The organism is Chryseobacterium sp. SIMBA_028, assembly GCF_046535285.1.
Lineage (GTDB): Bacteria > Bacteroidota > Bacteroidia > Flavobacteriales > Weeksellaceae > Chryseobacterium.
In genome coordinates this window covers 153532-178364 of record NZ_JAWRWZ010000002.1, presented here as the reverse complement: position 1 = coordinate 178364, position 24833 = coordinate 153532, and the positions used below count along the sequence as shown (strand labels likewise).

Annotated in this window: 18 protein-coding genes; 4 read left to right on the top strand and 14 right to left on the bottom strand. The window is 34.6% G+C overall.

Annotated elements, in window-relative coordinates:
• The first annotated feature begins 18 nt into the window (after positions 1-18).
• The gene (locus SCA31_RS02980) at positions 19-1164 is read left to right on the top strand and encodes an MFS transporter (RefSeq protein WP_410695370.1); all 1146 of its coding nucleotides are present in this window, start codon (positions 19-21) and stop codon (positions 1162-1164) included.
• Here the strand turns inward: SCA31_RS02980 and SCA31_RS02975 are convergent, their stop codons facing one another.
• The 11 genes from SCA31_RS02975 to rpsA all read right to left on the bottom strand — a co-directional run bounded on the left by SCA31_RS02975 (position 1165) and on the right by rpsA (position 15355).
• Positions 1165-1656, bottom strand: a complete 492-nt coding sequence (locus tag SCA31_RS02975; protein ID WP_410695369.1) for a DUF3592 domain-containing protein — start codon at positions 1654-1656, stop codon at positions 1165-1167.
• A gap of 27 nt (positions 1657-1683) precedes the next feature.
• Positions 1684-2394, bottom strand: a complete 711-nt coding sequence (locus SCA31_RS02970) for a hypothetical protein (protein WP_410695368.1) — start codon at positions 2392-2394, stop codon at positions 1684-1686.
• A 71-nt stretch (positions 2395-2465) separates the two neighbouring features.
• Complete coding sequence (locus SCA31_RS02965; RefSeq protein ID WP_410695367.1) at positions 2466-3251, bottom strand: hypothetical protein; 786 nt, start codon at positions 3249-3251, stop codon at positions 2466-2468.
• Positions 3252-3253: 2 nt separating this feature from the next.
• Positions 3254-3946 carry a hypothetical protein gene (locus SCA31_RS02960; RefSeq protein ID WP_410695366.1) on the bottom strand — a complete coding sequence of 231 codons (693 nt, stop codon included), beginning with the start codon at positions 3944-3946 and terminating at the stop codon, positions 3254-3256.
• Entirely contained in the window at positions 3930-6671 is a 2742-nt protein-coding gene (locus SCA31_RS02955) for a hypothetical protein (RefSeq protein WP_410695365.1), read from the bottom strand. The genes SCA31_RS02960 and SCA31_RS02955 overlap by 17 nt, the downstream gene beginning before the upstream one ends.
• A gap of 2 nt (positions 6672-6673) precedes the next feature.
• Positions 6674-7150 (bottom strand): DUF4280 domain-containing protein, encoded by a 477-nt coding sequence (locus SCA31_RS02950; RefSeq protein ID WP_410695364.1) that lies wholly within the window; start codon positions 7148-7150, stop codon positions 6674-6676.
• Positions 7151-7198: 48 nt separating this feature from the next.
• Positions 7199-8188, bottom strand: a complete 990-nt coding sequence (locus SCA31_RS02945; protein WP_410695363.1) for a hypothetical protein — start codon at positions 8186-8188, stop codon at positions 7199-7201.
• Positions 8189-8305: 117 nt separating this feature from the next.
• The gene (locus tag SCA31_RS02940) at positions 8306-9301 is read right to left on the bottom strand and encodes an alpha/beta fold hydrolase (RefSeq protein WP_410695362.1); all 996 of its coding nucleotides are present in this window, start codon (positions 9299-9301) and stop codon (positions 8306-8308) included.
• 83 nt (positions 9302-9384) lie between these two features.
• On the bottom strand, positions 9385-10371 hold the full coding sequence (locus SCA31_RS02935) for an EamA family transporter (RefSeq protein WP_410695361.1): 987 nt from the start codon (positions 10369-10371) through the stop codon (positions 9385-9387).
• A 128-nt stretch (positions 10372-10499) separates the two neighbouring features.
• Positions 10500-13136, bottom strand: a complete 2637-nt coding sequence (locus SCA31_RS02930) for a T9SS-dependent M36 family metallopeptidase (protein WP_410695360.1) — start codon at positions 13134-13136, stop codon at positions 10500-10502.
• 428 nt (positions 13137-13564) lie between these two features.
• Positions 13565-15355, bottom strand: coding sequence for a 30S ribosomal protein S1 (gene rpsA / locus SCA31_RS02925; protein WP_076353893.1), 1791 nt, complete (start codon positions 15353-15355; stop codon positions 13565-13567).
• Positions 15356-15632: 277 nt separating this feature from the next.
• Between rpsA and SCA31_RS02920 the strand changes: the two genes are divergently transcribed.
• Together SCA31_RS02920 and SCA31_RS02915 are read left to right on the top strand one after the other, a co-directional pair.
• Positions 15633-16913 carry a carcinine hydrolase/isopenicillin-N N-acyltransferase family protein gene (locus tag SCA31_RS02920; RefSeq protein ID WP_410695359.1) on the top strand — a complete coding sequence of 427 codons (1281 nt, stop codon included), beginning with the start codon at positions 15633-15635 and terminating at the stop codon, positions 16911-16913.
• 83 nt (positions 16914-16996) lie between these two features.
• Complete coding sequence (locus SCA31_RS02915; RefSeq protein ID WP_410695358.1) at positions 16997-18304, top strand: DEAD/DEAH box helicase; 1308 nt, start codon at positions 16997-16999, stop codon at positions 18302-18304.
• A gap of 86 nt (positions 18305-18390) precedes the next feature.
• On the opposite strand, the gene SCA31_RS02910 is transcribed toward SCA31_RS02915, so the two are convergent.
• The gene (locus SCA31_RS02910) at positions 18391-19284 is read right to left on the bottom strand and encodes an SMP-30/gluconolactonase/LRE family protein (RefSeq protein ID WP_410695357.1); all 894 of its coding nucleotides are present in this window, start codon (positions 19282-19284) and stop codon (positions 18391-18393) included.
• 257 nt (positions 19285-19541) lie between these two features.
• On the opposite strand from SCA31_RS02910, the gene ccoG reads away from it, so the two are divergent.
• Entirely contained in the window at positions 19542-20984 is a 1443-nt protein-coding gene (gene ccoG / locus SCA31_RS02905) for a cytochrome c oxidase accessory protein CcoG (protein ID WP_410695356.1), read from the top strand.
• A gap of 29 nt (positions 20985-21013) precedes the next feature.
• Here the strand turns inward: ccoG and SCA31_RS02900 are convergent, their stop codons facing one another.
• Both SCA31_RS02900 and SCA31_RS02895 read right to left on the bottom strand, forming a co-directional pair.
• On the bottom strand, positions 21014-21895 hold the full coding sequence (locus tag SCA31_RS02900) for an AraC family transcriptional regulator (protein WP_410695355.1): 882 nt from the start codon (positions 21893-21895) through the stop codon (positions 21014-21016).
• A gap of 131 nt (positions 21896-22026) precedes the next feature.
• Positions 22027-24702 (bottom strand): reprolysin-like metallopeptidase, encoded by a 2676-nt coding sequence (locus SCA31_RS02895; protein WP_410695354.1) that lies wholly within the window; start codon positions 24700-24702, stop codon positions 22027-22029.
• Positions 24703-24833 lie beyond the last annotated feature (131 nt).

The following is a 24833-nucleotide window of genomic DNA, read 5'->3' as shown; positions in this document are numbered from 1 at the left end:
AAAACTTTGCAGAAAAAAATGAAAAAGACAAACCCACTTTGGCTACTTACCTTGCTGGTAATGCTTCCTCAGTTTGTAGAAACCATCTACAGCCCTGTTTTACCAATGGTTCAGGAAAAATTTGAAGTGAATGAAGAATCTACTACCTTAACCATCAGTTTATATTTTATAGCTTTTGCTCTGGGAGTTGCATTTTGGGGAGTACAATGTGACAGAATCGGAAGAAAAAAATCATTAGAATATGGATTGATCACTTACGGAATCGGAACTTTTGCAGCGGTCTTTGCTCCTAGCTTCATCATCCTGCTTGCTGCAAGAATAGTTTCAGCCTTTGGAATTGCCGTGGGCTCAATCGTTACCCAGACTATCCTACGGGACACTTATGACAAGGACCACATCAGTAAGGTATTTTCCTGGATTGGGATCGGATTATCCATCAGTCCGATTATTGGGATGACCACCGGTTCTGTGCTTGCTTCTTCTACCGGACATCAGGGTGTTTTTATCACTTTATATCTGCTGTCTGTACTATTTTATATTCTTGCGAGAAAAAGGGTCTCTGAAACCAATCATTCAGGAAAAGAAATAAATGTTCGTACTCTTTTCAGTTTATTAAAAAAAATGCTTAGCGATCGGGAGATTATCAGATGCTGCCTGCTCATTATGAGTTTTAATGTTCTGTTATTTTCGTATTATTCACTAGCTCCATTTATTTTTAAGGAGCAACAGTATTCATCCTATATTTTTGGATACAGCAGTATCATATTGGCTGCTGGTACTTTTACAGGAGCTAAGCTTAACAGATTTCTGTTATTAAGAAATATTTCGCCTAAGGCTTTAGTTAACGGAAGTACATTGGGAGCATTTGCAGCTTCTGTTTTTGTCTGGATAGTAATGGATTATGGAGTCTATTTTTTAATTCCTTACTTTTTTATTGTTATGGCATTCAGTATGGCTATTCCTAATATTTTAAGCACTGCCTTAATTCATTATAAAAATGAAACGGGAAGCGCAGGGGCATTATTAGGGCTCATTTACTATGTATTAATCGGTATTGGATTGGTAAGTATTGGATTGATTCAAAATCTGGGTATTTCATGCATCATTTTTTCCGGCATTGGTATTTTAGCTTTATTGATTCAGTTAAAAAGGAAGACCGTTTAGCTATAAACGGTCTTTTCTTTTAAATAATAGGTCGATATAATATTTAAGGACAAATAATCCTATTCCTAGCGGGATCATTGATAAACAAAGAATGATAAATGGCCAAAACCATAAGTGCCAAAATCCCCCGCGAATGGCTTTTGATGGGTTATCCTTATCAAAATATACAGTTACTTCATTGGACCACGCTCTATTGCTTGAGCTGTAATCAGCGTAGAGTTCATGAGACTGATTGGATGTATCATAGTATCTGATTATTGGAGAATACATTTTTGTATATCCACCATCATCATCCTTTGACCAACTTTCTTCGTAACCTGTAATGTTTCCCCCTGTCTTGATCCCATTGGAGACCAAATCTATATGTATGGAAAATTTACTGTAGCTATAGTAGACTCCACCACCTCCCATTCCCAGAAGTAAAAGCATGAATATAATAGAGAAAAAAACTACCCAAAAACTATCGCCTTTCTTTTCCTTATTGAATTTCATATTTGGATTTTAATGATCAATGTATATTTATTTACTCTGAAAAATTATTTTTTTTTCCCTGATAATCATCATTAAAAAAGATAAGTTAACCGCCAGTAAAGCTGCCGGCACAAAAGATTCTTCAGTTTTTCCCGAAAAATAGATTCGTACTGCATATAAAATGATAAATATGGGTATTGAGATTTTAAAACTATTCATTATGGTACTCAACCTATTGGCTGCATTAAACATCATGTCTTTTGCTTCATGCTTTAATTGATAATAAAGAAATATAACCAACAGCAAGCAAGGTATTAGTATTTCAACATTCTTTATCATTACTTCATTAAGTCCTATGATCAGTTTTAAAAAGTCTCCAAAAGGAGATTTTAAGATCAAGACAATAAAAAGAAATGCCAAAATAACAACCGCCACCAGCATAGATATGGATGCTTTACGCTTACTCACTCCCTGACTTTGCATATCTTCCAGATATTTCGAATACATAACTTTTAGCCCTGCAATTTTTTCATTTTTATTATTCTTAATCTTATTATACAATATATATAAGAATAACACTTCAGCCTGAAAAAAGTTGATTACAATGACCTTTTCAAACTCAAAAAAGGCTTCCCTATTCAAGGAAAACCATAGATCAATATAGGAGTTTATAAAAACATATACGATGGCATAAATCTGAAAAAACAGCAAAAAGTTTCTTACTAAAAAATTTAAAACGCCCTGTACTCTACTTTTCAAAGTTTATGTATTTAAATGCTGTCATTTGTATCGTGAAATTATTTTTCTACCTGAAAATAATTTGTCATTTCCTATCTAAATAATGTCAAATCACCTTTCTGATCCCTATAGAAAATGGCACTTTCAATAAAGTGCAGCCCTTCTTCCTGAGAATTCAGGTCTTCCAATATTAATCCTGGGGCATTATTCAATTTTGCCAAATACACTAATCTGTTATTAAAGCAAAACCTTAAAATATATTCTTCTTTTGAAACTAAAGTTAAATCATAGTCTTTGTACGAAAAAAGAGCCTTATTTAAATAATATTGTTTTTTATTCTCATCTAGATAATGAGCTGTCATAAAGTCATTAAATCGAAGGCTAGTAAACTCGTTATATTTTTTTAAATCATCATTCTTAATATAGCTGGCTAACAGATCATATTGTTTATATACCTCAGAAAGCAGAAGATCTTCTTCCTCTCTGGAGAAATCATATTTTATATCGCTGACATCTAGGTTATAAGGAAACGCTGCATCAAAGTTTAAAATATTCTCAAAGAATGATTTATTTTCCAGAGATTCATCGAGTGTATAGGAGTTAATAACCTGTTTTTTCAAATAGAAATCGTTTGCTTCCTTTACATAGATATTTACTTCAATTGTAGTGTCTTTATGAAAGTTTTTATTATTAAAAAGTGGGGTAATTCTAAATTTAACGTCTTGCTCTCCTGAAGAAAACATCAGATTATTGATAGGAATATCCGTTGCAATTTGAGGTTCATTAAAATAAGAAAAGCAAGGAATACCATTCACTTCAATTTCGATTGAACATAAATATGCTTTTACTTCCACTTTATACATGGGCTGCTGACTCATTCTTATTTTGTTTTTTGGTTATATTCTCCTTTTAATTCCTTGAATTTTTCCTTATAAAAACTTTTATCATTATTTGATGACTGAGTTTTTAACTCTTTTAAATGAATTTCTGAATGATTACTTCTCAATTGGGTTAAGTTTAAAAATTCACTGTAAAAGACTTTATCAAAAAAGAAAGGCAGTTCATTCTTATTTACTACAATTATGGCAATACTCTTATTAACTTTCTCGTATTTTAATCCTAGTATATTTTCTTTTGACTCCCATTCATTCATTAAGATATTTGAATCATTGTTCTTTAATTCAATCTGAGAATAATCTTTGTCATTTGATATACTTTTAATTAAGGCTTTATATATTTCATCTGCATTATTTTTAGCTCCCTCTTCAAAATATCCTTTAAATCCTATTATTTTTTCTTTACTAAAATAGACATCCATGTAATCCAATGTATTACTGATCTTAAAAGGCTGCCATTTTTCCTGGATTTGATTTTCTTGCAACACCACCCGATTGTGCAAATCATCAACATAGTCACGATATCTTAGAGGATTGATCTGCTTATCCTTAACCATATTTTGGTAAGGTTCAGCCAAAATACTTAGATTAACTTTATCCGATTTAGATTGACAAGAAACCATCATTAGGCTTAGATTAAGAATAATAACAATTATATACTTAATTTTGCTTTTCATCTTTTTTATTATTTAAATATTCTATACTTTCAGGACAGATTTTATCCTCTTTCATTACTTCGAATGTTTCATCAATTTTTGGGATAACTGAGAGTTTATTTCTACTAAATACATTTTCGATGATAACTACTTTAACGTTTAGTCCTTTAAAAACATAACTATTCTTTTTATAAGGTCCTGTATTATCAGTCCCTAATTCTTCTGTAATTTCAATTCCTGAATTTATAGAAATTTCAGCTTCAAATTTTTCTTTCTTTTCACCTGTAGGTAAGATGATTACATTTTCTTCATTACTTTTTATTCCCCCTTTTACTCCAAAAGGAATACTTAAAATAGCTTTCTTGTTAGACTTTTTATTATCTATACCATTTATTGAGTTATATACTATTGTAAACTCACCATTTAATTCAATATTTACATAAGCAATTAAATATATATCTGTTTCGGTAACCCATTCAATAGCTTTTCTAATAAATTTAGTTATATCACCAATTCCATACACTTTAATACTATCTGTGATAACAAACAGGTCCACTTCAAAGTTTATTCCGATAAGTGGCGCCAATTTAAAGGCTCCGTTAAGCATTGTTACAGCTCTATGGTTATTCTCCGTTTCAACAACGCTGCCCATGTTCCACTTAAAAGCTAATACTATATTTGGGGAAACAAGTTTAAAACTAAAATACTCTTTAAAGCCTCCTGTACTAGCATTTGCAGAATTATCACTATTGAATTTATCTAAAAACTCTTTCAGATCAGCAAGCTTTTTTATAATATTTTCAATCTTCTCAAATCCAAGTTTATGAACATTCCCGTTGATCTTTGCGGAAATATCTGTAGAAAAACTAAAGCCTTTATATTCGCTTTTAGTTTTAAATTTATCCGAGAATCTCAACCCTTGTCCCGCAGGATAATTGTTTAGATCCTCTTTTTTCCCAAAACTCAAGGTGTGCGTTTCGTTGGTTGAAATAATGAATGATACTTCCCATTCAATGTCCGGCCAAACATTTATTTTGACTAATTGATTTGGATATCTACAGGTAGATACGGGTAAAAAATAAGTTTGAGCAGTATCATCGGTGAACCAAAAATACCTGAAGATCCATAATAGATTTACTCCAGCATTTATATTCTTATTATCAGGGTTTTGAAAACTCTCAAAAGCCGTCTTATTATACATATATCTCAGCATCAGGGTGATCTTCTCATTGCTGTTTATCTTGTAATCAACCCCCTCTCTCCACTGCTGAGCCACAGATGCATTATATGAATTGTTTGTTTTTACAACATCCGTATCATTTTTATTTTCATCAGTAGTTGCAACTCCTGCATTTTTCTGTTGCTGCTGATGGGTGCTATCTGCCTGTCTTACATGATTATTTCCATTTTTTAAGGCTGCATATACCTTATCTACCTGAAAAACATTCTTTTTCACAGAATGCTTTTGCCCATCATCCAACAATAATCCCTGACAGAAGGTATCCTGCGTAGTAAGCTGATCCAGGGTAATGGAAATATTCTTTCGGGTATCTCCCGTTATAATCGCAAAGCTTTGCTTGGTCTTATCTATTGCTCCTACAGCCGCTGTTTCATCAAATATGACAAATGATTCTCTATCCTTATCATCTTCATCCTTTACCGTAATCTTTGAATACCCACACGGATCAAATTCTCTTTGGTTATATTCAATATCGCCGATATATTGGATCATATTGTTTTTATCCTGTTCAATACGTTTAAGGTAGTCACCCATTAGTTCCTCAGAAACTATAAACCTGCTGGAAACTGATTTTTTATTATCTATATCTTTTAAACCCAGTATTTCAGGATCATATTCTACGAGATCAGTTGTTGGATCATCTGCATAGTTTTTATAATTAACCCTTTCTTCTTTATGATTAGTTCCATAGATTACGCCAGGTTCTTCCCAAAACTTATATACTTCGAGTACAACCGTAAAGTTTTTCTCTGATTTCTGATCCTTTTTCCATTCAATGTCTATTGGAAAATTAAGATTGATGTAAGAATTCCAATTATCTCCACTTACACTGTTTGCAATATTATATATACGAGGCTCTTTCCAAAGATTATTATCTTTAAAATCGTCGGTTTCTGTAAGACCTTTAGCAACAGTCTCTTCTAATAAATATAATTTTGCCTTATATTTATTTTTCTTGTCCAGATTATAGGCATGCAGCATAATCTGCAGTGAAACACTATCTCCATAATGTTTTATTTCCTCACTTTTTGTAAAATAAGCAAAGGATATCTGGGGCTTATCCACCGGAATAATATAAAAATAAAAACCTGTTCCCGGGCTTTCGGTGAAAAGTTCAACCCTTTGTTTATATCCATAATAATAGCTATAGCTTTCAGGTTTAAAAATAAGTTTGCTCCCTTGTTTATATTGGGTACCCAAACCATATTTAGCTACATTATCCGTACCTCCACTAAGGGGTCCCCATAAATTTTCAGAGATATCTTCTTGTTTTGCTTTTTCTAGTTTCTGGAAGAAAAAGTCATAGATAAAAGCCCATCTGGCCTTACTAACAGTTTCCTTAGGGTTCTTGGTCTTTCCACCAACACATCTTTCATCAACACTAAACTCGTTGAGATTATTTGTATATAATATAAAGGTTCCTCCTTTAGAAACAGAAAATAGCTTCTCATTTTCTTTCCAGTAACACCCCTGTAGCCCAACTTTATTTTCAATATTTTCTGCCATAATTATTCAGCATTTAGAAATTTGTAAGGATCTTTTTTGTCAATATTTTTCAGATCCATCATTGGGTTCACATGGGACTGCAGTTCACTATCAGCTTTCTGTATATTCTTTTTGGTAGGTTCCCCCATTTGTCCTGTCTTGATGATGGTAATACAGTCGGTACCACCTATTGGGCAGGTTGCTTTACTGTCTTCCAGTAAAATATAACCTCCGGGCGGGTCGTAGAGTTCTTTTTCATAATAACCGCTCCATTGTGTAACAACAGCAGAACAGGGGGTATTATTCTTTTTGGAGCATGAGCCGAAAGTATTCTTTTCAAAAGTGGCTCCAATATCTTTATGAGTAGCTGCCAGTTTACTGCTGCTCTCATGGTCATTCACATAATATTTGGTTTGCGTAAGTACCTTTAGCTTATCTGGTGCAGTGCCAAAATTGCATTTGCAGAGTGCTCCCTGTACTACTTTTTCTTTTAGTGACATTTTGGTGTGTTTTTGTAAAAATAAACCTTTTTATTGAACTGGTGGCTTCTACCAGTCATTTTCTATTCTTTCGAAATTATCAAATCCCCATTTATTCGGTGGTACCTTTACCAGACCTCCTGTAATAAAGGGACTGCTCTCATCCAGTACTTTATTTTTGTACTCATCTACCCCAATCTGATATTGGGTATAATGTATTTTTTTGATAAAACTTTTTACTCCTGCACGATCCTTAGAGAACACTTCAAAATAAGCTCTGGTATGCATAGGAAAATGATGATACAGATCATGATCAAAAATCACTTTCAGTGTCATGAATAATGGATTTTCTCTGGGATAATCTTTGGGATAAAAGTAATCTGGAGCCAATATTTCCAGACTTTCAAATTCTATCACAAAAGAATGGTAATCTGTAGGAAATTTGTTGATGGTCTGTGTTCCTGAAAACTTCAATGGTTCCTGATAGGGAATAACGGCCAGATACAAATCTTTAGCTACGCTTCTGGCATCTCCATAATGGATAAATTTAGGATGAAAAAAAAGATTCCAATACCAATCATAGCGTAGACTTTGTTCAATAATGGATTTATTTTGAAGCTTCTTTTCAAAGTTTGTAAAAAAAACATCCAAATCATTACTGCTATACTTTTCGGATAGCTTAAACTTCTGAATATTCCATCTTTCTACAATTTTATCGTAATTGGTAATTTCCCCCGTTCCTGTTCCTTTTTCATTGAGATCTATTTCAACTGGATAAACTGTTGTTGATAATGCAGACGAAATGATCTCACTGATTTGATCAGCCTCATGCTGGTTATAAAATATATTTTCTTTATTAAGACTTAACGTACCTCTACCATATTCTATGTTTAGATTGGCTGTTACGGTATAATCTATTCTTTTGGATGGACTGTCTTCATTACCAGAAAAGTATTTCACAGACACACCATATCTTCTCTGTTGGAGTCCAGAGGGTTTTATTTTGATGGTATTCAGCCTGCCTAATATTTCTTTTTTGGATAATTTTATTTCTGACATTATTAACTCCTTGTGTTTTTAATATCCTCAAAGTTAATAAATTTCTGTTTTATCTCAATATTTTGAAAAATAAATACAAAGAACAAGATAATATTAATTATTTACTATAGAAATCAACTATTTAATAAAATTATATAAAGCGTCAAAAAAATTAGAATAGACTTCTATATGGGGAAGATGGCCTACATTTTCAAGCTCTACCAATTGAGCACCGGTAATTTCATGTTGGATCTTCTTCCCCAGCTCCTGATATTGCCCCATTTTTGGTTGAAGTTCTTTCGGGGCTCTATCCTTTCCTATAGCTGTTCTATCTCTTGTTCCAATGATAAGTAAGGTGGGTGTTTTTATATTTTTAAATTCATAACAGACAGGTTGATTATAGATCATATCAGTAGTAAGGGCTGCATCCCACGCCACCTGCGGATAATCCTTATGAAGAGTCCATCCGGCAATCAGATCAAGCCATGGTTGGTACTCTTCTCTCCATTTGTTATCATAGTAGAATTTTAACTGGTAGTTTTTATATGTTTCTGCTGTATTTTTAAGCTCAGACTGGTAGGCCTGATCTATATTTTGGTACCCCGCAAAAGTTTTATAGTCCTCCAGTCCAATGGGGTTTTCCAAGATAAGTTGCTGAACTTTTTCCGGATAAAGCAATGTAAATCTTGTCGCAACCATCCCTCCCATTGAATGACCTAAAACAATAGCTTTTTCAATCTTCAGCTCATCCAAAATGGATTTTGTATTTTCTGCCAACTGTGAAAAAGAAAATTGATAGTTATGAGGTTTTGAAGACTTTCCAAACCCAATCTGATCCGGAATAATTACCCTGAATCCTTTTACTGACAAATCCCTGGCTGTTCTTTCCCAATAGGCACCATTAAAGTTTTTTCCATGAAGAAGCATGATGGTTTTCCCATTAGGTTTTTGTGGTTTTACATCCATATAAGCCATCTTCAGATTATTATCCTGCGATTTTAAATCTAAAAAATGAACCTCAAAAGGATATTGATAATCTGAAAGCATCGCATCCAAAGGTCTTATCTGCGAATACATAAATCCCGGCGCTATTCCTAATAGTATTGCGGCCACTACATTTTTAAAGTACTTCATGGAATTTTCTTTACGCTCCTAAAATTAAAAAAACCGCTCCAAAGGGAACGGTTTTCAACTGTTATTTTTAGTTAAATATTTTTCTAAGATAATTCTGCCATTGAAACTTCTTTCTCTTTTTTAGACGGAAGATTCATTAAAACAATAGCAAAAAGAATTAAAATAATTCCTACCCATTGTATTAAGAGTACTTTCTCACCTAATAAAACGAAAGCCATCGTTACGGAAACCGGAAGTTCAAGCGACGAAACAATACTTCCCAGACCTAATCCTGCATTCGGGAAACCAATATTGAATAAAATTGGAGGTATGATCGTTCCAAACAGTGCTAAAACAAACCCGTAGGTAAGGAAAATAGAATAATTAAAAGGGTGAATATGCTCCGTATTGTTTGTAAAATTCAGATAAAATGCTTTTAATCCATCAAAATACATCGGTCCTATCTGTGCAAAGAATAAAAATGCAAAAACAACAATGGAACCACCTGTCAGCATAATAAGACTCTTCCTGAACACAGGCAGATGGGTAGCCAGTGTATTTGAAGTAAACATCGTTAATGTATATGATGCAGCTGCCATTAGTCCCCAGAATACCCCATGCCAATCCAGCTCTATATCCATATTGATAAGATTGGTTGCCAAGATCGTCCCTGCCAATACAATAACAACAGAAACCACTTTTCTTGCATTAGGCAGCTTTCTGGTCAGAATACTTTCTACCACAACACTGAACCATACCGACTGCATCAGCAACACAATAGCAATGGAAACATTGATGTACTGCACTGCAATATAATAAAACAAACTTGTTCCTCCCAATGAAGTTCCTGCAAGCATAAGCATTCTCAGCTCCTTAGAATTGGGTAGTGATAGTTTCTGCCTTGAGGTTAAAGTCTGGATAAAATTCAGGATTAAAAGACCTGCAAGACCTAAAACGAATTGGGATGTGGTAACTTCAGAGGTTGTAAAGCCATCATGATAGGCCATTTTCACAAAAGTGGCCAACATACCGTATATACTAGCTCCAATCCCTACAAATAAAACACCTTTTAGTATATTTTTCTTCTTCATAATTTTTTTAACAGCCTGCAAAGTTACAATATATAAATTAAATTGCCTTAAGGAGTCAACATGATAGATAAATAAAATCGCCACAAGCAGTGCTTGTGGCGATTTTTAAAATTGATTATATAAGCTAATTATTTTTTAACAATCACTTTTGAATTTGCTTCAAAACCAAGTCCTTTCACTTTCACCATATAGGTACCGTTAACTAAACGGTTTGTAGAAATTGCTTTTTTAGCTTCCGGTGAAATTTTATCTTCAGAAGATACTAGTTTACCAGACATATCATAAAGTTCTACACTTACTTTACCAAGAGTCTTACTTGGGAATGTAATATAAAACTCATCTCTTGCAGGATTCGGATAGATAGAAATTTTGTTGTCCTTGATAGAAGTAACTTCGCTAGTAGCCAGTATACAATCTGCAGGTACATTAAAGCTTTCTTCCTGGTCATTAATATTTGTTTTTACCCCTGCTGAAGCACCTGTACCCAGACCTCTTTTTGCAAATACCCCCCAAATCATACATTTATCCTGTCCGTTGTTTTTTGCCACATCTGCAGCCAATATTGCATCTCTACCCTCAATAAAGCTAGGATTACAAGGCTGAAGTTTCAATGCATCTGTAACCAATTGCAATACTCTTGTACTTCCGTTTGTCGTATTAGCCAATACATCTGAAGAATAGCCATATTTCTCAACATACTTCCAATGAAGATCCCATAGCATTGTAGCCCAAACGAAACCAATAGAGTGCGAATCTGGAACTAAAACATTACTTGTATTAAGATATTCCATTCCGTTAGTATCTCCATAGGTATAAGCATTAACAGCAAAACTCGGAGAGTATTTTTTAGGTCTTATACCATCTCCATCAATTCCTTCTCCTCCTGCGTAAGTCCCCATACCTCTTGCTACTGTAGCATTATCTCCTAACTTATTGGTTAACATTAGAGCAAAGAAATCAGACCATCCCTCACCCATTTGCTCTTTACTTGAACTTGAACTTAGACATCCGTATCCTGTTCCTGTCATTCTGTTAGATATTCCGTGGCCATATTCATGGATTACAATTCCGTTATCAAAACTTCCATCCGGAGTTTTATTACCTTTTAATGTAACATTTACTGTTGTATTGGCAGCAAGCTGAGTTTTTATATATTCTCCTTCTGCATTGGTAATAAGCACTGAAGAAATCGTAATGGTTGGATCATCTCCGGACATATTACTCAAATTAGCACCGTTGACTGCATTGTTATAAATAATAACCGCCTTAGCACCGGCATCCTGAAGATTTTTTGTTTTAATGGCAAAAGCACAGTTCCCTCTTTCCACCAAACCTATTTTCTCAGTAAGAGATGCTGCCGGTAAAGCAGTACATCCGTCCAAGACAGGCGATAACATTACATCACCTGTAGTTCCTGCCATAGGTAAAGGAGGTCCAAACTGTGCAGTTCCTGCTCCTGGTGCACGAGGAATAGCTGCAGCTGGTGCATTATAATAAAATGCTCTTCCTACAGGTGACCAAAGGTACATCTGCATTCTAGGATTACCTCCATCCGGAGGAGTACCAAAGTTGGCATTATTAAGTCCACCACCATCTTGAGCTTCTGCATATACTGAATCATCATCTCCTACTCCCACTGGAGTTTTTCCAAAATTATTTTGTTGGAAATTTCTTGCAGTCTCAGTAAATCCAAACTGATAAAAAACATCGTGGATTCTATTATTCAGATAAAATAAATTAGTGATCGCTGCATTTCTATTATTAACAGGAGTTCCATTGATATCAAAAGGGAAATCAAAATTTCTGTTTGCTCCACCCTCTGCAGGAGTTCCTGGTAAATAGTCCGGTGCTATAGTTAAGGCTGTTCCTGCAACATCTTCATAGGCAAAAACATTATTTCCTCTTGTAACCGTGTATGTATTTACTCCATCAGAATGCCATCCCTCAGGAGACGCATTAAGAATCCAAGGGTTGGTAATGATTGATCTCGATCCAAATGTAGGCGCTTCTATAGGCAAAGGAAACACATTATAGGTAGCATTATCAGGAGCAAACAATGCAAGGTTACTGCTTGTAACATTGTTTTCTGGTCCAATATTCACATTTGCAAAATGATTGGAATGATCGTGTCCTGGATCCGAAGAATAAGCATCAGGATGGAAATCACATGATAACGTTAAGTTATTTTTATCCAGAATTTTCCCATTATTAGCATCAACCACGATCAACCAATGATTTGGAGATTTTGGCTCCATCACAGTATATTCGTAAGCCAGACGCAGGTCTCCGTTAGCATCATTTGTATAAACCAGCCTTTGCTTTGCTGATCCTGATCTATTTTCAGACTTTTCAGAACGTTCTAAAATGGTAAAATTAGCAATTTCCGGTTTCTTCAGGTCTTCCGCTATTTTTTGAAGAGCAGTAGCCTTATTGATGGCTGCAGTAGCGGGTGTTGATTTTGAATAATCCTTTACAAAATTATCTACATAATATACAACCTTATTATCTCGAATAAGTGCAGTTGCTGAAGTACTATATACTGGCAAACCATTATAAAGCTGTACAAACTTCACTACATTTCCATTCAATGATTTTGAATAATCAACATTATCTAAAATAATATTGTTAAGATCAGACTTCTTATATTCTCTTATTTTATTTTGAGAAATATAATCCTTAACGAGCCTTTCATTATCTTGTCCAAACAATAAAGTTGGAAAAGCAGAAAATACGGCAAACAAAAGAGGTAGAGTTTTATTTTTCATATCCATTATTAAAGCCGCTAATCTACAAATAATTAACAAAAAAAAACACATTCCATTAACTTAAATTTAAAAATAAATCAAATAAATAAACTTACACACCATTATTAGTAATTTAATATTTCACAATTAAAAGAAGAGAAGATTGGTAAAACACCTACAGCAGGATGTTTAACAACAATTTTAATTTTACTTATTTTTTTAATCTTAGTATCTCTACAGAATAAAAAAATAAAGTTTTGACAATATTTTGTTTCAATTTCAAGTCTTATTTCAGTTCATTTACTTTATTTCAGGTTTAAAATTTTGAATTTTGACCTACAGGTCTGCCTGCAAACAGCAGCCATTTTCTAATCCATTATTTTTTTCTCACAAAACAAAAAAAAGAGCCGCTCATTTGAGCGGCTCCCTATTTATAAATGGTTTAAGGATTATTTACCTTCTTCCATTTTTCTTTTCAACTCTGCTAATGCATCGATGTCTCCAAGAGTAGATCTTTCTTCGTTGTTTGAAGAAGAAGATACGTTTCTAGAAGAAGATTCTTTAACGTTTTTCTTTTCTTCGTCTCTGAAGATACCTGTGTGAGAAACTACAACTCTCTTGAATTCTTTGTTGAATTCAATTACTTTGAATTGAGCATCTTCACCTTTCTTGATTTTAGATCCATCTTCTTTCTCTAATAATCTTGAAGGACAGAAAGCTTCAACCTCAGCATCTTCGAATTGTACAGAAGCTCCTTTATCGTGAACTTCTACAGCTTTACCAGCGTGGATAGTTCCCTCAGCATATTTAGTTTCGAATTTATCCCATGGGTTTTCAGTCAATTGCTTGTGACCTAGAGATAATCTTCTAGCTTGGATATCTAATTCAAGAACTACAACATCTAATTTATCACCTACTGCACAGAACTCAGATGGGTGCTTGATTTTCTTAGTCCAAGAAAGATCAGAGATGTAGATTAATCCGTCGATACCTTCTTCTAACTCTACGAATACACCAAAGTTAGTGAAGTTTCTTACAGTTCCTACATGCTGAGATCCTACAGGATACTTAGTTTCGATGTTTTCCCATGGATCTTTAGACAATTGCTTGATACCAAGAGAAATTTTTCTTTCTTCTCTATCTAAAGTTAATACTTCAGCTTCTACTTCATCACCTACTTTTACGAAATCTCCAGCAGATCTTAAGTGAGTAGACCAAGACATTTCAGAAACGTGGATTAATCCTTCTACACCTGGAGCAATTTCTACGAATGCACCATAGTCAGCAAGAACTACTACTTTTCCTTTTACTTTGTCTCCTACTTTCATGTCAGCAGAAAGAGCATCCCAAGGATGAGCTTCTAATTGCTTCATACCTAATTGGATTCTTGTTTTCTCATCATCGAAATCAAGGATTACAACTTTTACAGTTTGTCCGTCCTCTAGGATTTCAGATGGGTGGTTCACTCTAGACCAAGAAAGGTCTGTAATGTGGATCAATCCATCTACACCTCCTAAGTCAATGAATACACCGTAAGAAGTGATGTTCTTAACAGTACCTTCAAGAACCTGACCTTTTTCAAGTTGAGCGATGATTTCTTTTTTCTGACCTTCGATATCTGCTTCGATCAATGCTTTGTGAGATACCACTACGTTTTTGAACTCAGGGTTGATTTTCACAACTTTGAACTCCATAGTTTTTCCTACGAACTGATCGTAATCTTTAATTGGCTTAACGTCAATTTGAGAACCAGGTAAGAATGCTTCGATTCCGTGAACGTCAACGATCATACCACCTTTAGTTCTAGATTTAACAAAACCGTTAACGATTTCTCCAGTTTCGTGAAGTTCGTTTACTTTATCCCAAGCTTTAAGCGTTCTAGCTTTTCTGTGAGATAATTGTAATTGACCAGTTTTGTCTTCTCTCTTGTCAACCATTACTTCTACCTCGTCACCTACTTTTAGGCCTTGGTTGTAACGGAATTCGTTTAGAGAGATAACTCCTTCAGATTTGAAGTTGATGTCTACGATAGCTTCTTTGTCAGTTAATCTTACCACTCTACCAACTAAAACGTCATTATCGTTTAGGCTGTTAAGAGATCCGTTATAGATTTCTTCTAAATCACTTTTTTCTTTTCTCGCATCTGCATCAAGACCTGATTCAAATGAATCCCAATCAAATTGTTCTGGAGTTACGTTTTGGTTTAATAAAACCTCTGCTGAATTTGTCTCTTTTGACATTTTCTAATAAAATTTGTATTCCTTCTTTTTTAACGGTTTGAATAAATGCGGATTAAAAAATACGGAAGTAATTAATTATAAGTATTTTACTCATCAAACCTTTTCGCCACAAAAGTGGGTGCAAAGATACATTCTTTATTTAAAATAAACAATATATTCCATCCTATTTTCATTGGAAATCAATAGAAAATCTAACTTTAATGTAATACATTTATTAACAAAGTTGTTTTAATATAAGAACATTATGCTAGGCATTCTCCATTAAATAAAATATACCATGCAAAGAAATCTTCTTTTTATTTTAATCGGTATACTATTCTGTAGTATCGATACCGTAAGAGCCTGTACTATTTTTTCATGCTCCAGAGCAGGGGAAGTACTTGTTGCTGCTAATGAAGATGATACCACTCCATTTACCAGAATCTGGTATAACCCAAGCACAAAAGACCGCTATGCTTCTGTTTGCTTCGGAGCTCCGGATATGCAGATTGCGTCTGCAATGAATGAACATGGGTTATTTTTTGATTATGCAGCAGCTAATTATGATCTCAGTAAGCTAAATCTTACCAACCCATATCCGGGAGACATCATGTGGGAAATATTAGGAAAATGCAAAAATGTAAAAGAAGCAATAACCATCTTAGAAAAGTATGATTACATATCTTATTCTCAAGCTTTATTAACGGATAAGGAGGGTAATTCTGTTCTGGTCACCCCTAAAGGCATCACTGAAAAAAGCGGAGATTTTCAAATTAATTCAAACTGTAATATGATCAATGGAAAATTATCCTGCAGACGACCGGAAATAACCAATGAGATGCTCTCCGGATCCAAAGAGAACAATGTAGATTTTCTGAAAAAAATTCTGGACAAAACCCACCAGGAGGGAGAACTGAATACATTATATTCTACAATCTGCGATTTAAAAAGAGGAATCATTTATGTATATCTTTTCCATGATTACAATACGGTTTATACAATTGATTTAAAATCTGAATTAAAAAAAGGGTACCGAATAGAAAATCTTGCCGATCATTTTCCCACCTCATTTGCTTATGAGAATTTCTCAAAAAATCATTCTTTATATCTCAAAGAATCTATTTTCCAGGAAATGAACGATAAAGGTATAGATACAACAATTGCCCGATATATTGCAGAAAGTGAAAAATTATCGCCAAAAAATGAAAAATTAAATTCAGCCTTACTGGAAGCATCACTCCAACTCATTAAATATTCCTGGAACGAGCACAATAGTGGTAGTATGTGGGATTATTGGTTCAGTAAACCCAATGGATACAATGTAAAGAATTATCAGGACACCAAATTTGTATCGGCCGAAAAAATTTTAAAATATTTATCAAGTACGGAAACTACGGATCCCAAACTCCAGAATTTCATGTATGAAATGATGGGTTATGTCAACCTCGTGCAAGGAAATAAAAGTTTGGCAAAAAAATTTTATGAGAAAGCAACAGCTCATCCTGATCAAGCCTATAACGTGACTATAGTCCGGGGAAAAGAAATGCTTAACAGAATAAATACTTTAAAGCAGAAGTAAATCAAGAGCCACACAGCAATCAAACTCTCTTACTTGCCACTTCCATCCTGCAACCTACCGCCTAAAATCATTATCTTTGCACCATGGAACTACAATCAATCTATCAAAAACTGCAGATTCAGGATATGAATCAAATGCAGAAATCTACCTATAAAGCTACAGAAAACCAACAAGACGTTGTCCTGCTCTCTCCTACCGGTTCAGGAAAAACACTTGCTTTTTTATTTCCTGTTCTTAGAAATCTGAAAAAAGATGCCTCAGGAATCCAGGCTTTAATTTTAGTCCCTGCAAGAGAGCTAGCCTTACAGATTGAACAGGTTTTCAAAGCCATGGGATCAGACTTTAAGGTTTCTGTTTGTTATGGTGGACATGATAAAAAGATTGAGGTTAATAATCTAATAGAAGCTCCTGCAGTTTTAATAGGAACTCCTGGGAGGGTTGTATATCATTTAAGAAATAATAACTTTGATCCGAAAACGATTCAGACTTTAGTTTTAGACGAATTCGATAAGGCTTTAGAATTAGGTTTCCATGAAGATATGGAATACATTTCTAACTCTCTGAAAGGTTTGTCGCAACGCATTCTAACTTCTGCAACAACGATGGATGAAATTCCAAAGTTTACCGGCTTAAAAAATGAAAAACTTGTTGATTTTTTAAAATTAAGTGAAGTAAAACCAGATATTCAATTGCGAAAAGTAATGACTATTTCTGAAGAGAAACTGGACACTCTTTTTAATTTGATCTGTAAAATAGGAAACAAAAGAACACTGATTTTCTGTAATCATCGTGAAGCCGTTGACAGGATCTCTGAACTTCTACGTGAAAAAGGAATTGATAGAGAAACATTTCATGGCGGAATGGAGCAAGACGAAAGAGAGCGTGCCTTACTGAAATTCAGAAATGATTCTGCAAGGATTTTAATTACAACAGATCTGGCATCAAGAGGTTTAGATGTTCCTGAAGTTGAATCCATAGTTCATTATCAACTGCCACCCAAAGAAGATGCTTTCATCCATAGAAATGGACGTACAGCCAGAATGAATGCAAAAGGTTTTGCTTACCTGATCATGACTGCGGAAGAAAATTTCCCATTCATTAAAAACAATACACCTGAAGAAAGTGTTGCAGGGTTCAATAAAGCTCCTGAGAAAACACCTTTTCAAACCATTTATATCAGTGCCGGAAAAAAAGATAAGGTAAATAAGGTTGACATTGTAGGGTACCTGCTTAAAAAGGGAGAACTACAGAAAGAAGATGTTGGCGTTATCGAAGTGAAAGATACTACCTCATATGTTGCCGTTTCCAGAAATAAGGTGAACGCTCTTTTGAGAAAGCTTCAGAATGAAAAACTGAAAGGCAAGAAAATAAAAATGGAAGTTGCTTATTAGAATTGTAACAACACCTATATCAATCACAAAAGCCACAAAAGTGTTTAAACATTTTTGTGGCTTTTGTGATTGATGTTTCTACCTATTTACTTCACTCCTCTTACTTTAGTCGGAAAAGTATAAACAGACTTTGAAGCAGTGATGAATAAAATATCGTTCTTTTCTCCTCCGAAAGTGACATTAGAGGTCCATTTTTCAGGAATAGAAATATGATAGATCTTCTTTCCGAAACGATTAAAAACATGCACTCCATCTCCGGTTAAATAAAGGTTTCCGTGTTTATCCAGGGTCATTCCATCTGAACCCATTTCACAGAATAGTTTTTTCTCCGATAGCTTTCCTTCTCCTATAATATCATAAACGTAAGTTTTTCCGGCATCAATATCGGATACATATAATTTTTTCAGGGTTTCACTTCCTACAATTCCATTGGGTTGTGTGAATGTTTCAAGCTTAGTAATTTTACTATCTTTATTTCTGTAATAGAGACTTTTGTTTGGGGTCTCCTGCTTAAAATCTACCCAATAATCCCTCTCATATAAAGGATCTGTAAAATACATTCCACCAAAGGAATCATTCCAAACATCATTGGGACCGTTTAGTCTTTTCCCCTCAAAGCCTTTGAACAAAACTTCTACTTTTTTATCCTTTGATATTTTCCAGATTTCTCCCTGATCATCCGAACAGGTAATCAGAAAATCATCCTTATCAAAATGGGTTCCGTTGGCACGTCCTGTTTTGTTTAAAAATTCTATTACCTTATTGGTTTTCCAGTCCCAATAATAGATTTTATCGTTGGGCTGATCCGTAAAATAGACATTCCCCTCTTTATCCGTTGATGGACCTTCTGTAAAGCTAAACTTATCCGAAACCATTTCCGGTTTTACTCCTCCATAAAACATTTTACTACTTTTTACTGATTGGCAGTTTACTAATGCGAAAACCAAACCAATCAGTCCCATTTTACAGATATTCTTCATACTTCATTTTTAAACCTGCAATTTACGACATGCCTAATGGGTTTCAAAAATATTTTCTCATTTTGAAACATTAATCTTCAAAATAATCAATGTCCCAATTGTACTATTTTTGAAGTAGATCATATTAGTAGTTTATTAATATAATTCTGAGCTTTGCAGTAACAGAATCAGTACTTTTTTTTCATATAGAAACAGTTGTAAAAAAGATATTGATCTGGATGAAAAATATTACCAAAATACTTTTATAGCATACGATAATGAGCGCAGAGTCCAACAACACCAAATCCTTGGAAATTGAAAATGAAGATTTCAGAAATTCAGTGGGAACAATGGATGAGAATGGAAAAAGAAAATGGATATTCCCCAGAAAACCCAAAGGTAAATATACCAATTACAGAAATTACACCAGCTATGCTTTACTTGCTTTATTCTTTGTATTGCCTTTTGTAAAGATCAACAATAATCCTTTTCTGCTCATTAATGTTATTGACGGGAGGTTCTTTATCCTTGGACAATCCTTTTATCTGCAGGACTTTTTTATTCTTGCATTAGGAGCTGTAACGTCAGTAATCTTCGTGATGCTTTTTACTGTGGTTTTCGGAAGAATATTCTGTGGCTGGCTTTGCCCGCAAACTTTATTTATGGAGATGGTATTCCGTAAGATAGAATATTGGATCGAAGGAGATAGAAACAAGCAGATGAAGCTGGACAGACAGGAATGGGATGCTGAAAAAATAAGAAAAAGATTGACAAAATGGTCTGTTTTTCTTTTGATCTCACTTATCATTTCTCACTTCATGTTTATGTACATTGTAGGATATGAGGACGTTTTCCGTATTATGCAGCAGGGTCCGGCTGAACATTCCCTTAAGTTTACAGCCATGATATTTTTTACCATGACATTCTATTTTGTATTTGCATGGCTTCGTGAGCAGGTTTGTACTTTGGTCTGCCCGTACGGAAGACTTCAAGGGGTACTTATCGACAAGCAGACGATTAATGTATATTATGACTTTAAAAGAGGAGAAAACCGTTCAAAATGGAGAAATAATGAAGATAGAAAGGCGACGGGAAAAGGAGATTGTATTGATTGTAACCAATGTGTTGTAGTATGCCCTACCGGAATTGATATCAGACACGGACAGCAGTTGGAATGCGTTAACTGTACCGCATGTATTGATGCCTGCGATGAAGTAATGGAAAAAGTAGGGATGCCTAAAGGTCTTATCCGATACGCAACGGAAGCTGAAATTGAAAATCGTGAGAAATTCAGTTTTACGCCAAGAATGAAAGCTACCACATTAATTCTAGCTCTACTGATAGGATTCCTTGGATTTTTAATGTATGACCGTGGATCTATGGAAGCTAAGTTCATTAAGCCTGCAGGCTCTACATTCTTTATTAAAAATGGTAAAATCACCAATACTTTTATCTACACTCTTCTGAATAAATCTAATGAGAAAAAGGTATTGACAATTAAAGTCGTTAGTCCTGAAGATGCAGAGATTACCTATTTTGGTTCTGAAAAAATTATTTTGAAAGGAGATCAGATCCTGAAAGGAAATATCAATATCTCTTTCCCGGAAGAAAAGATTAAATTCTCTAAGCAAAATATGGTCATTGGTGTTTTTGACGAACAGGGAAAACTGGTGGATTCGTTTGAAACTACTTTTGAAGGGCCATTTAAATTAGTACTATAGACCGGATAGAAACTTTAACCATTAAAACCTTAAGCCTTATATTTCCTCATAAACTGAGTAGGGGTCATTCCGGAACTTTTCCGGAAGACTCTTACAAAGTAGGAATATTCTTCATATCCTAATCTAAAAGCGATTTCAACAAGACTTTCATCCAGGTACATCAACATTCTTTTAGCTTCCAGCACTACTCTTTCTGTGATGACTTCTGTAGCTGTTTTCTGAACTACCGTCTGTACAATTCTGTTCAAATGTTTCGATGAAATCCCTAATAAATCTGCATAGTAAGCTATTGATTTATGTTCTGTAAAATGTTGTTCTACAAGGTTTTCAAAATCCTGATAATGTTTAAAATAAGAAAGTCCCGCCGTAGATGCCAATGTATCAAAATCTCTTGAAAACAATCGTGTCGCATGAATAAAGATCTGTGACATCAGTGACAAGATAAGACCATTTTTCATGATATTTTTAGAAAGATGTTCTTTTCCCAGCTCCTGAAACAGATGAATGTTTTCTTTCAATTCTACAGCATTCAGTTGAAGTTTCCTTGGAAAAGACACAGATCCGAAGAAAGGGAAATTCCTCAGCTTCTGATTTACGTAATGCATTTCATAAAACTCTTGTGAACAAAAGAAAATATACCCTTCAATATCTGCGGAGAGCTCCCAACTATGAATTTGTCCCGGTGACAAAAAGAAAAGACTCCCTTCTGAAACGTCATATTTTTGAAAATCAATTTCATGAACACCATTCCCGTCTGTAAAAAGAACTGCAGCATAAAAATCGTGCCTGTGAGGTCTTTCTATGTGTCTATGTCCCACAACAAGGTGGTTTTTCATGGTATTAAAATAAAAATCCGAAGGATTCTTACCACTCTGAAAAAGATCAATATGAAGAACGGAAATAGAGTTCATCCTATGTTTTAATAAGGAAAGTAATTGATTAAACGATGCATAAAAGTACTATAAATAAAGTCAAATAACAAGTTTCAACATAAAAAAAGGACCAACAGCTGCCGATCCTTTTTTATAATATTTAATGATTATTATTTTACAATCAGTTTACTGTTATATATTCCTTTTGAAGAGTTGATGCTAATTACATATACTCCTTTAGGTACATTTACATTAAATTCTTTGGTATTGTTACCCTCACTTTGATACGCTGAAGAATAAATTAATCTTCCACTTGAGTCAAACATTACTACTTTCAATTCTCCTTTTATATTTTGAGATTTAATGAAGAATTTGCCATCAGTTGGGTTAGGATAAATCTTAATATCATCTGCTAAAGGAGAAGAAACTTCTTTTGCTCCCAGATTTTGTGTTTCCTGTGTACATACTTCAAGAGACCAGCCGGTAATTGTTCCAGCACTACCAGCGTTATTATCTGAAGCAAATAATTTCCACTGACCTTGGGCTTTATGACCTTTAAATACACTTAACAATTCGTGAGATTTAGTTTCCCCTTGAATAGGAGAAGAAGCACAAGACACAGCAGTTCCCGCATCACTGAACGTCGCTGTAATATTTGATTTCCCAGAGCATTGCCTGTTCCAGATAAGTGCTGAAGTTCCTACAGGGCTTTCAATTCCTATAGCTAAATGGCTTACATTTGGATGGGTCACTGCTGGCGTAACTTTGATTTTAGTAATTGTTCCATTATTGTTGACCATTAATGGGATTGTTACCCTAGGAGAAGATATATTTGATCCTCCTGGTCCGTCAGGAATTGCTATTGCTCCGTCATTATAAGTATAGGTTGTACAGTTTTCACCGGTAACACTATAATCAATAACAAAACTTGGGCTCACAGTATAATAAATATTTCCTACCGCTTCTATCATAATAAAAGCATTTGCAGAAGTTGATCCTGCAGGAATTGCAACTTGTTCACTCCCATCATTTGGAGTATTGGCTGCAAGCACTGTAAATGTTTGACCTCCGTCCGTAGATAATTTAATATTAACATTTGCAGTATTAATCGGTGCCTGATTGGTATTAGCTACATCCCATGCTACATTCACCATATTTCCTGAACTAACAGACTGTCCAAAAGTAGGAGCTGTTACCTGAAAGGGACCTGCACCGGCATTTACCGATACGATCATCTCATCCTTATTGGTCTGCGGTGCCAACGGGTTGTTATTTCTTACTGTCAGTCTAAAGTTCAGGTTTCTTGCCACACTTGAAACAGACTCCCAACGGGTTGATAAGGCTCCTGATAATACTTTATTAAAATCAGGTAGATATCTTACAGGAGTATTGGTTGGAGGAACAGATCTAAAGTTAGGCCCAGACGGTTTTGCAATATAGGCAAGAGAATTCAGATCTGTTTGGGAGTTTGTAGCAACATCCATTTGCTCCCATACATAAGTATATGATGCATTGTTGTTGTCTTCCGTATTTCCTTTTAATATATAGGCTGTTGATTTGGGTATCGTATAATCTGCGCCCGCATTCACCGTAGGTGCAGGAACTCCAAAAGGAGTGGTTGTACCACAGCTTATATTGTTTATTCTGTTTTTAATTTCTGTTAAATTATAGGTATGGTAATAATCATTAGAATTAAACTGAATATCATAAACTCCACCCATAATTCCTGTATAAGCCATGATCGTACTTCCTCCTCCAGGCTCTACTTCTGATGTTCCGTTACCATCTAAATAATAAGAAAAGGTATGATTAGCTCCCATTTGATGTCCCATTTCATGAGCTACGTAATCAATGTCAAATTTATCTCCCTCAGGAAAATTATGTGCCGTCCATCCTCTTCCTGGCTGGGTTCCGCATAAAGCATCCAGATAAGCTGCTCCATTACCATTTTTTTTATCCAGTAGATGTCCCATGTCAAAATTTGCAGCGCTAACTACAGAGGTGATACCTGTATTGGCAGCATCCGGACCTGCACCATTTGGATAAGGATCTGAAGCTGCATTTAAAAATATAAGAGCATCATTATTGGCAATCAGATTAAAATGCAATGATAATTCTCTTTCGAAAACACCATTTAATCTTGTTAGAGTAGCGTTCATTGCAGCAAGAATTACTCCTTTCTTAACATCATCTGTAGCTGTTGCAGGCGTTCCTGCAGCGGTCAAATGATATTGTGCATACTCTCCTGTACAAGACAATGCCATTCTGAAAATATTAAACCCCGCTGTTCTTCTATTGGCAGCATCGTTTTTTTTTTCCGCAGCATTCTTTTCTATCTTTTCAATAGTAGAACATTCAAAAGGCTCTTTATCCTGTCCTCTTCTTGCATTAGAATCAAAAACAGCATAAACGGTTCTGTCCTCTGTATAAGGTTCAATAAATTCTGAAATACCGGAACGAGTTATCATGGAAGAAAACCCAACCGGAGATAAACTAAATCTTAAATATACTGTAGGATCTTCTAACGCTGTTCCTACATAAGATTTAATATCGGGAAACTTGGCCTGTAACTCCGGAGCCATATTGGAAAACTCCCAAACCTGGAATTTTTCCAGCCTTCCATTAGCCACAGGAAGAGTAACGACTACTCCTTTGTCATTTGAAAAACGTGCTGGTGCATTTTTTAAGGCTTGTTTAAGCTGATCTGTATTCAGCGAATAAAGCCCTGCAAATTCTAACTTTTCTTGTGATTTTTTAACTTTCTGAGACCTAAGCTCGGTTCTTGTCCACTGTGAAAATCCTAAAAATGGAATCATCAATGTTAGAATAAAGAAATAATGTTTCATATCATAATAAGTTTTTGTGTTTCACGAAATTACATAAAAAAAACAAATATTGAGTTTTTTTCACATAATTATGAATAAAAAATTCAATATTTCAATCCAAATCCTTTCTAATACTTTGAAAGATATATTTG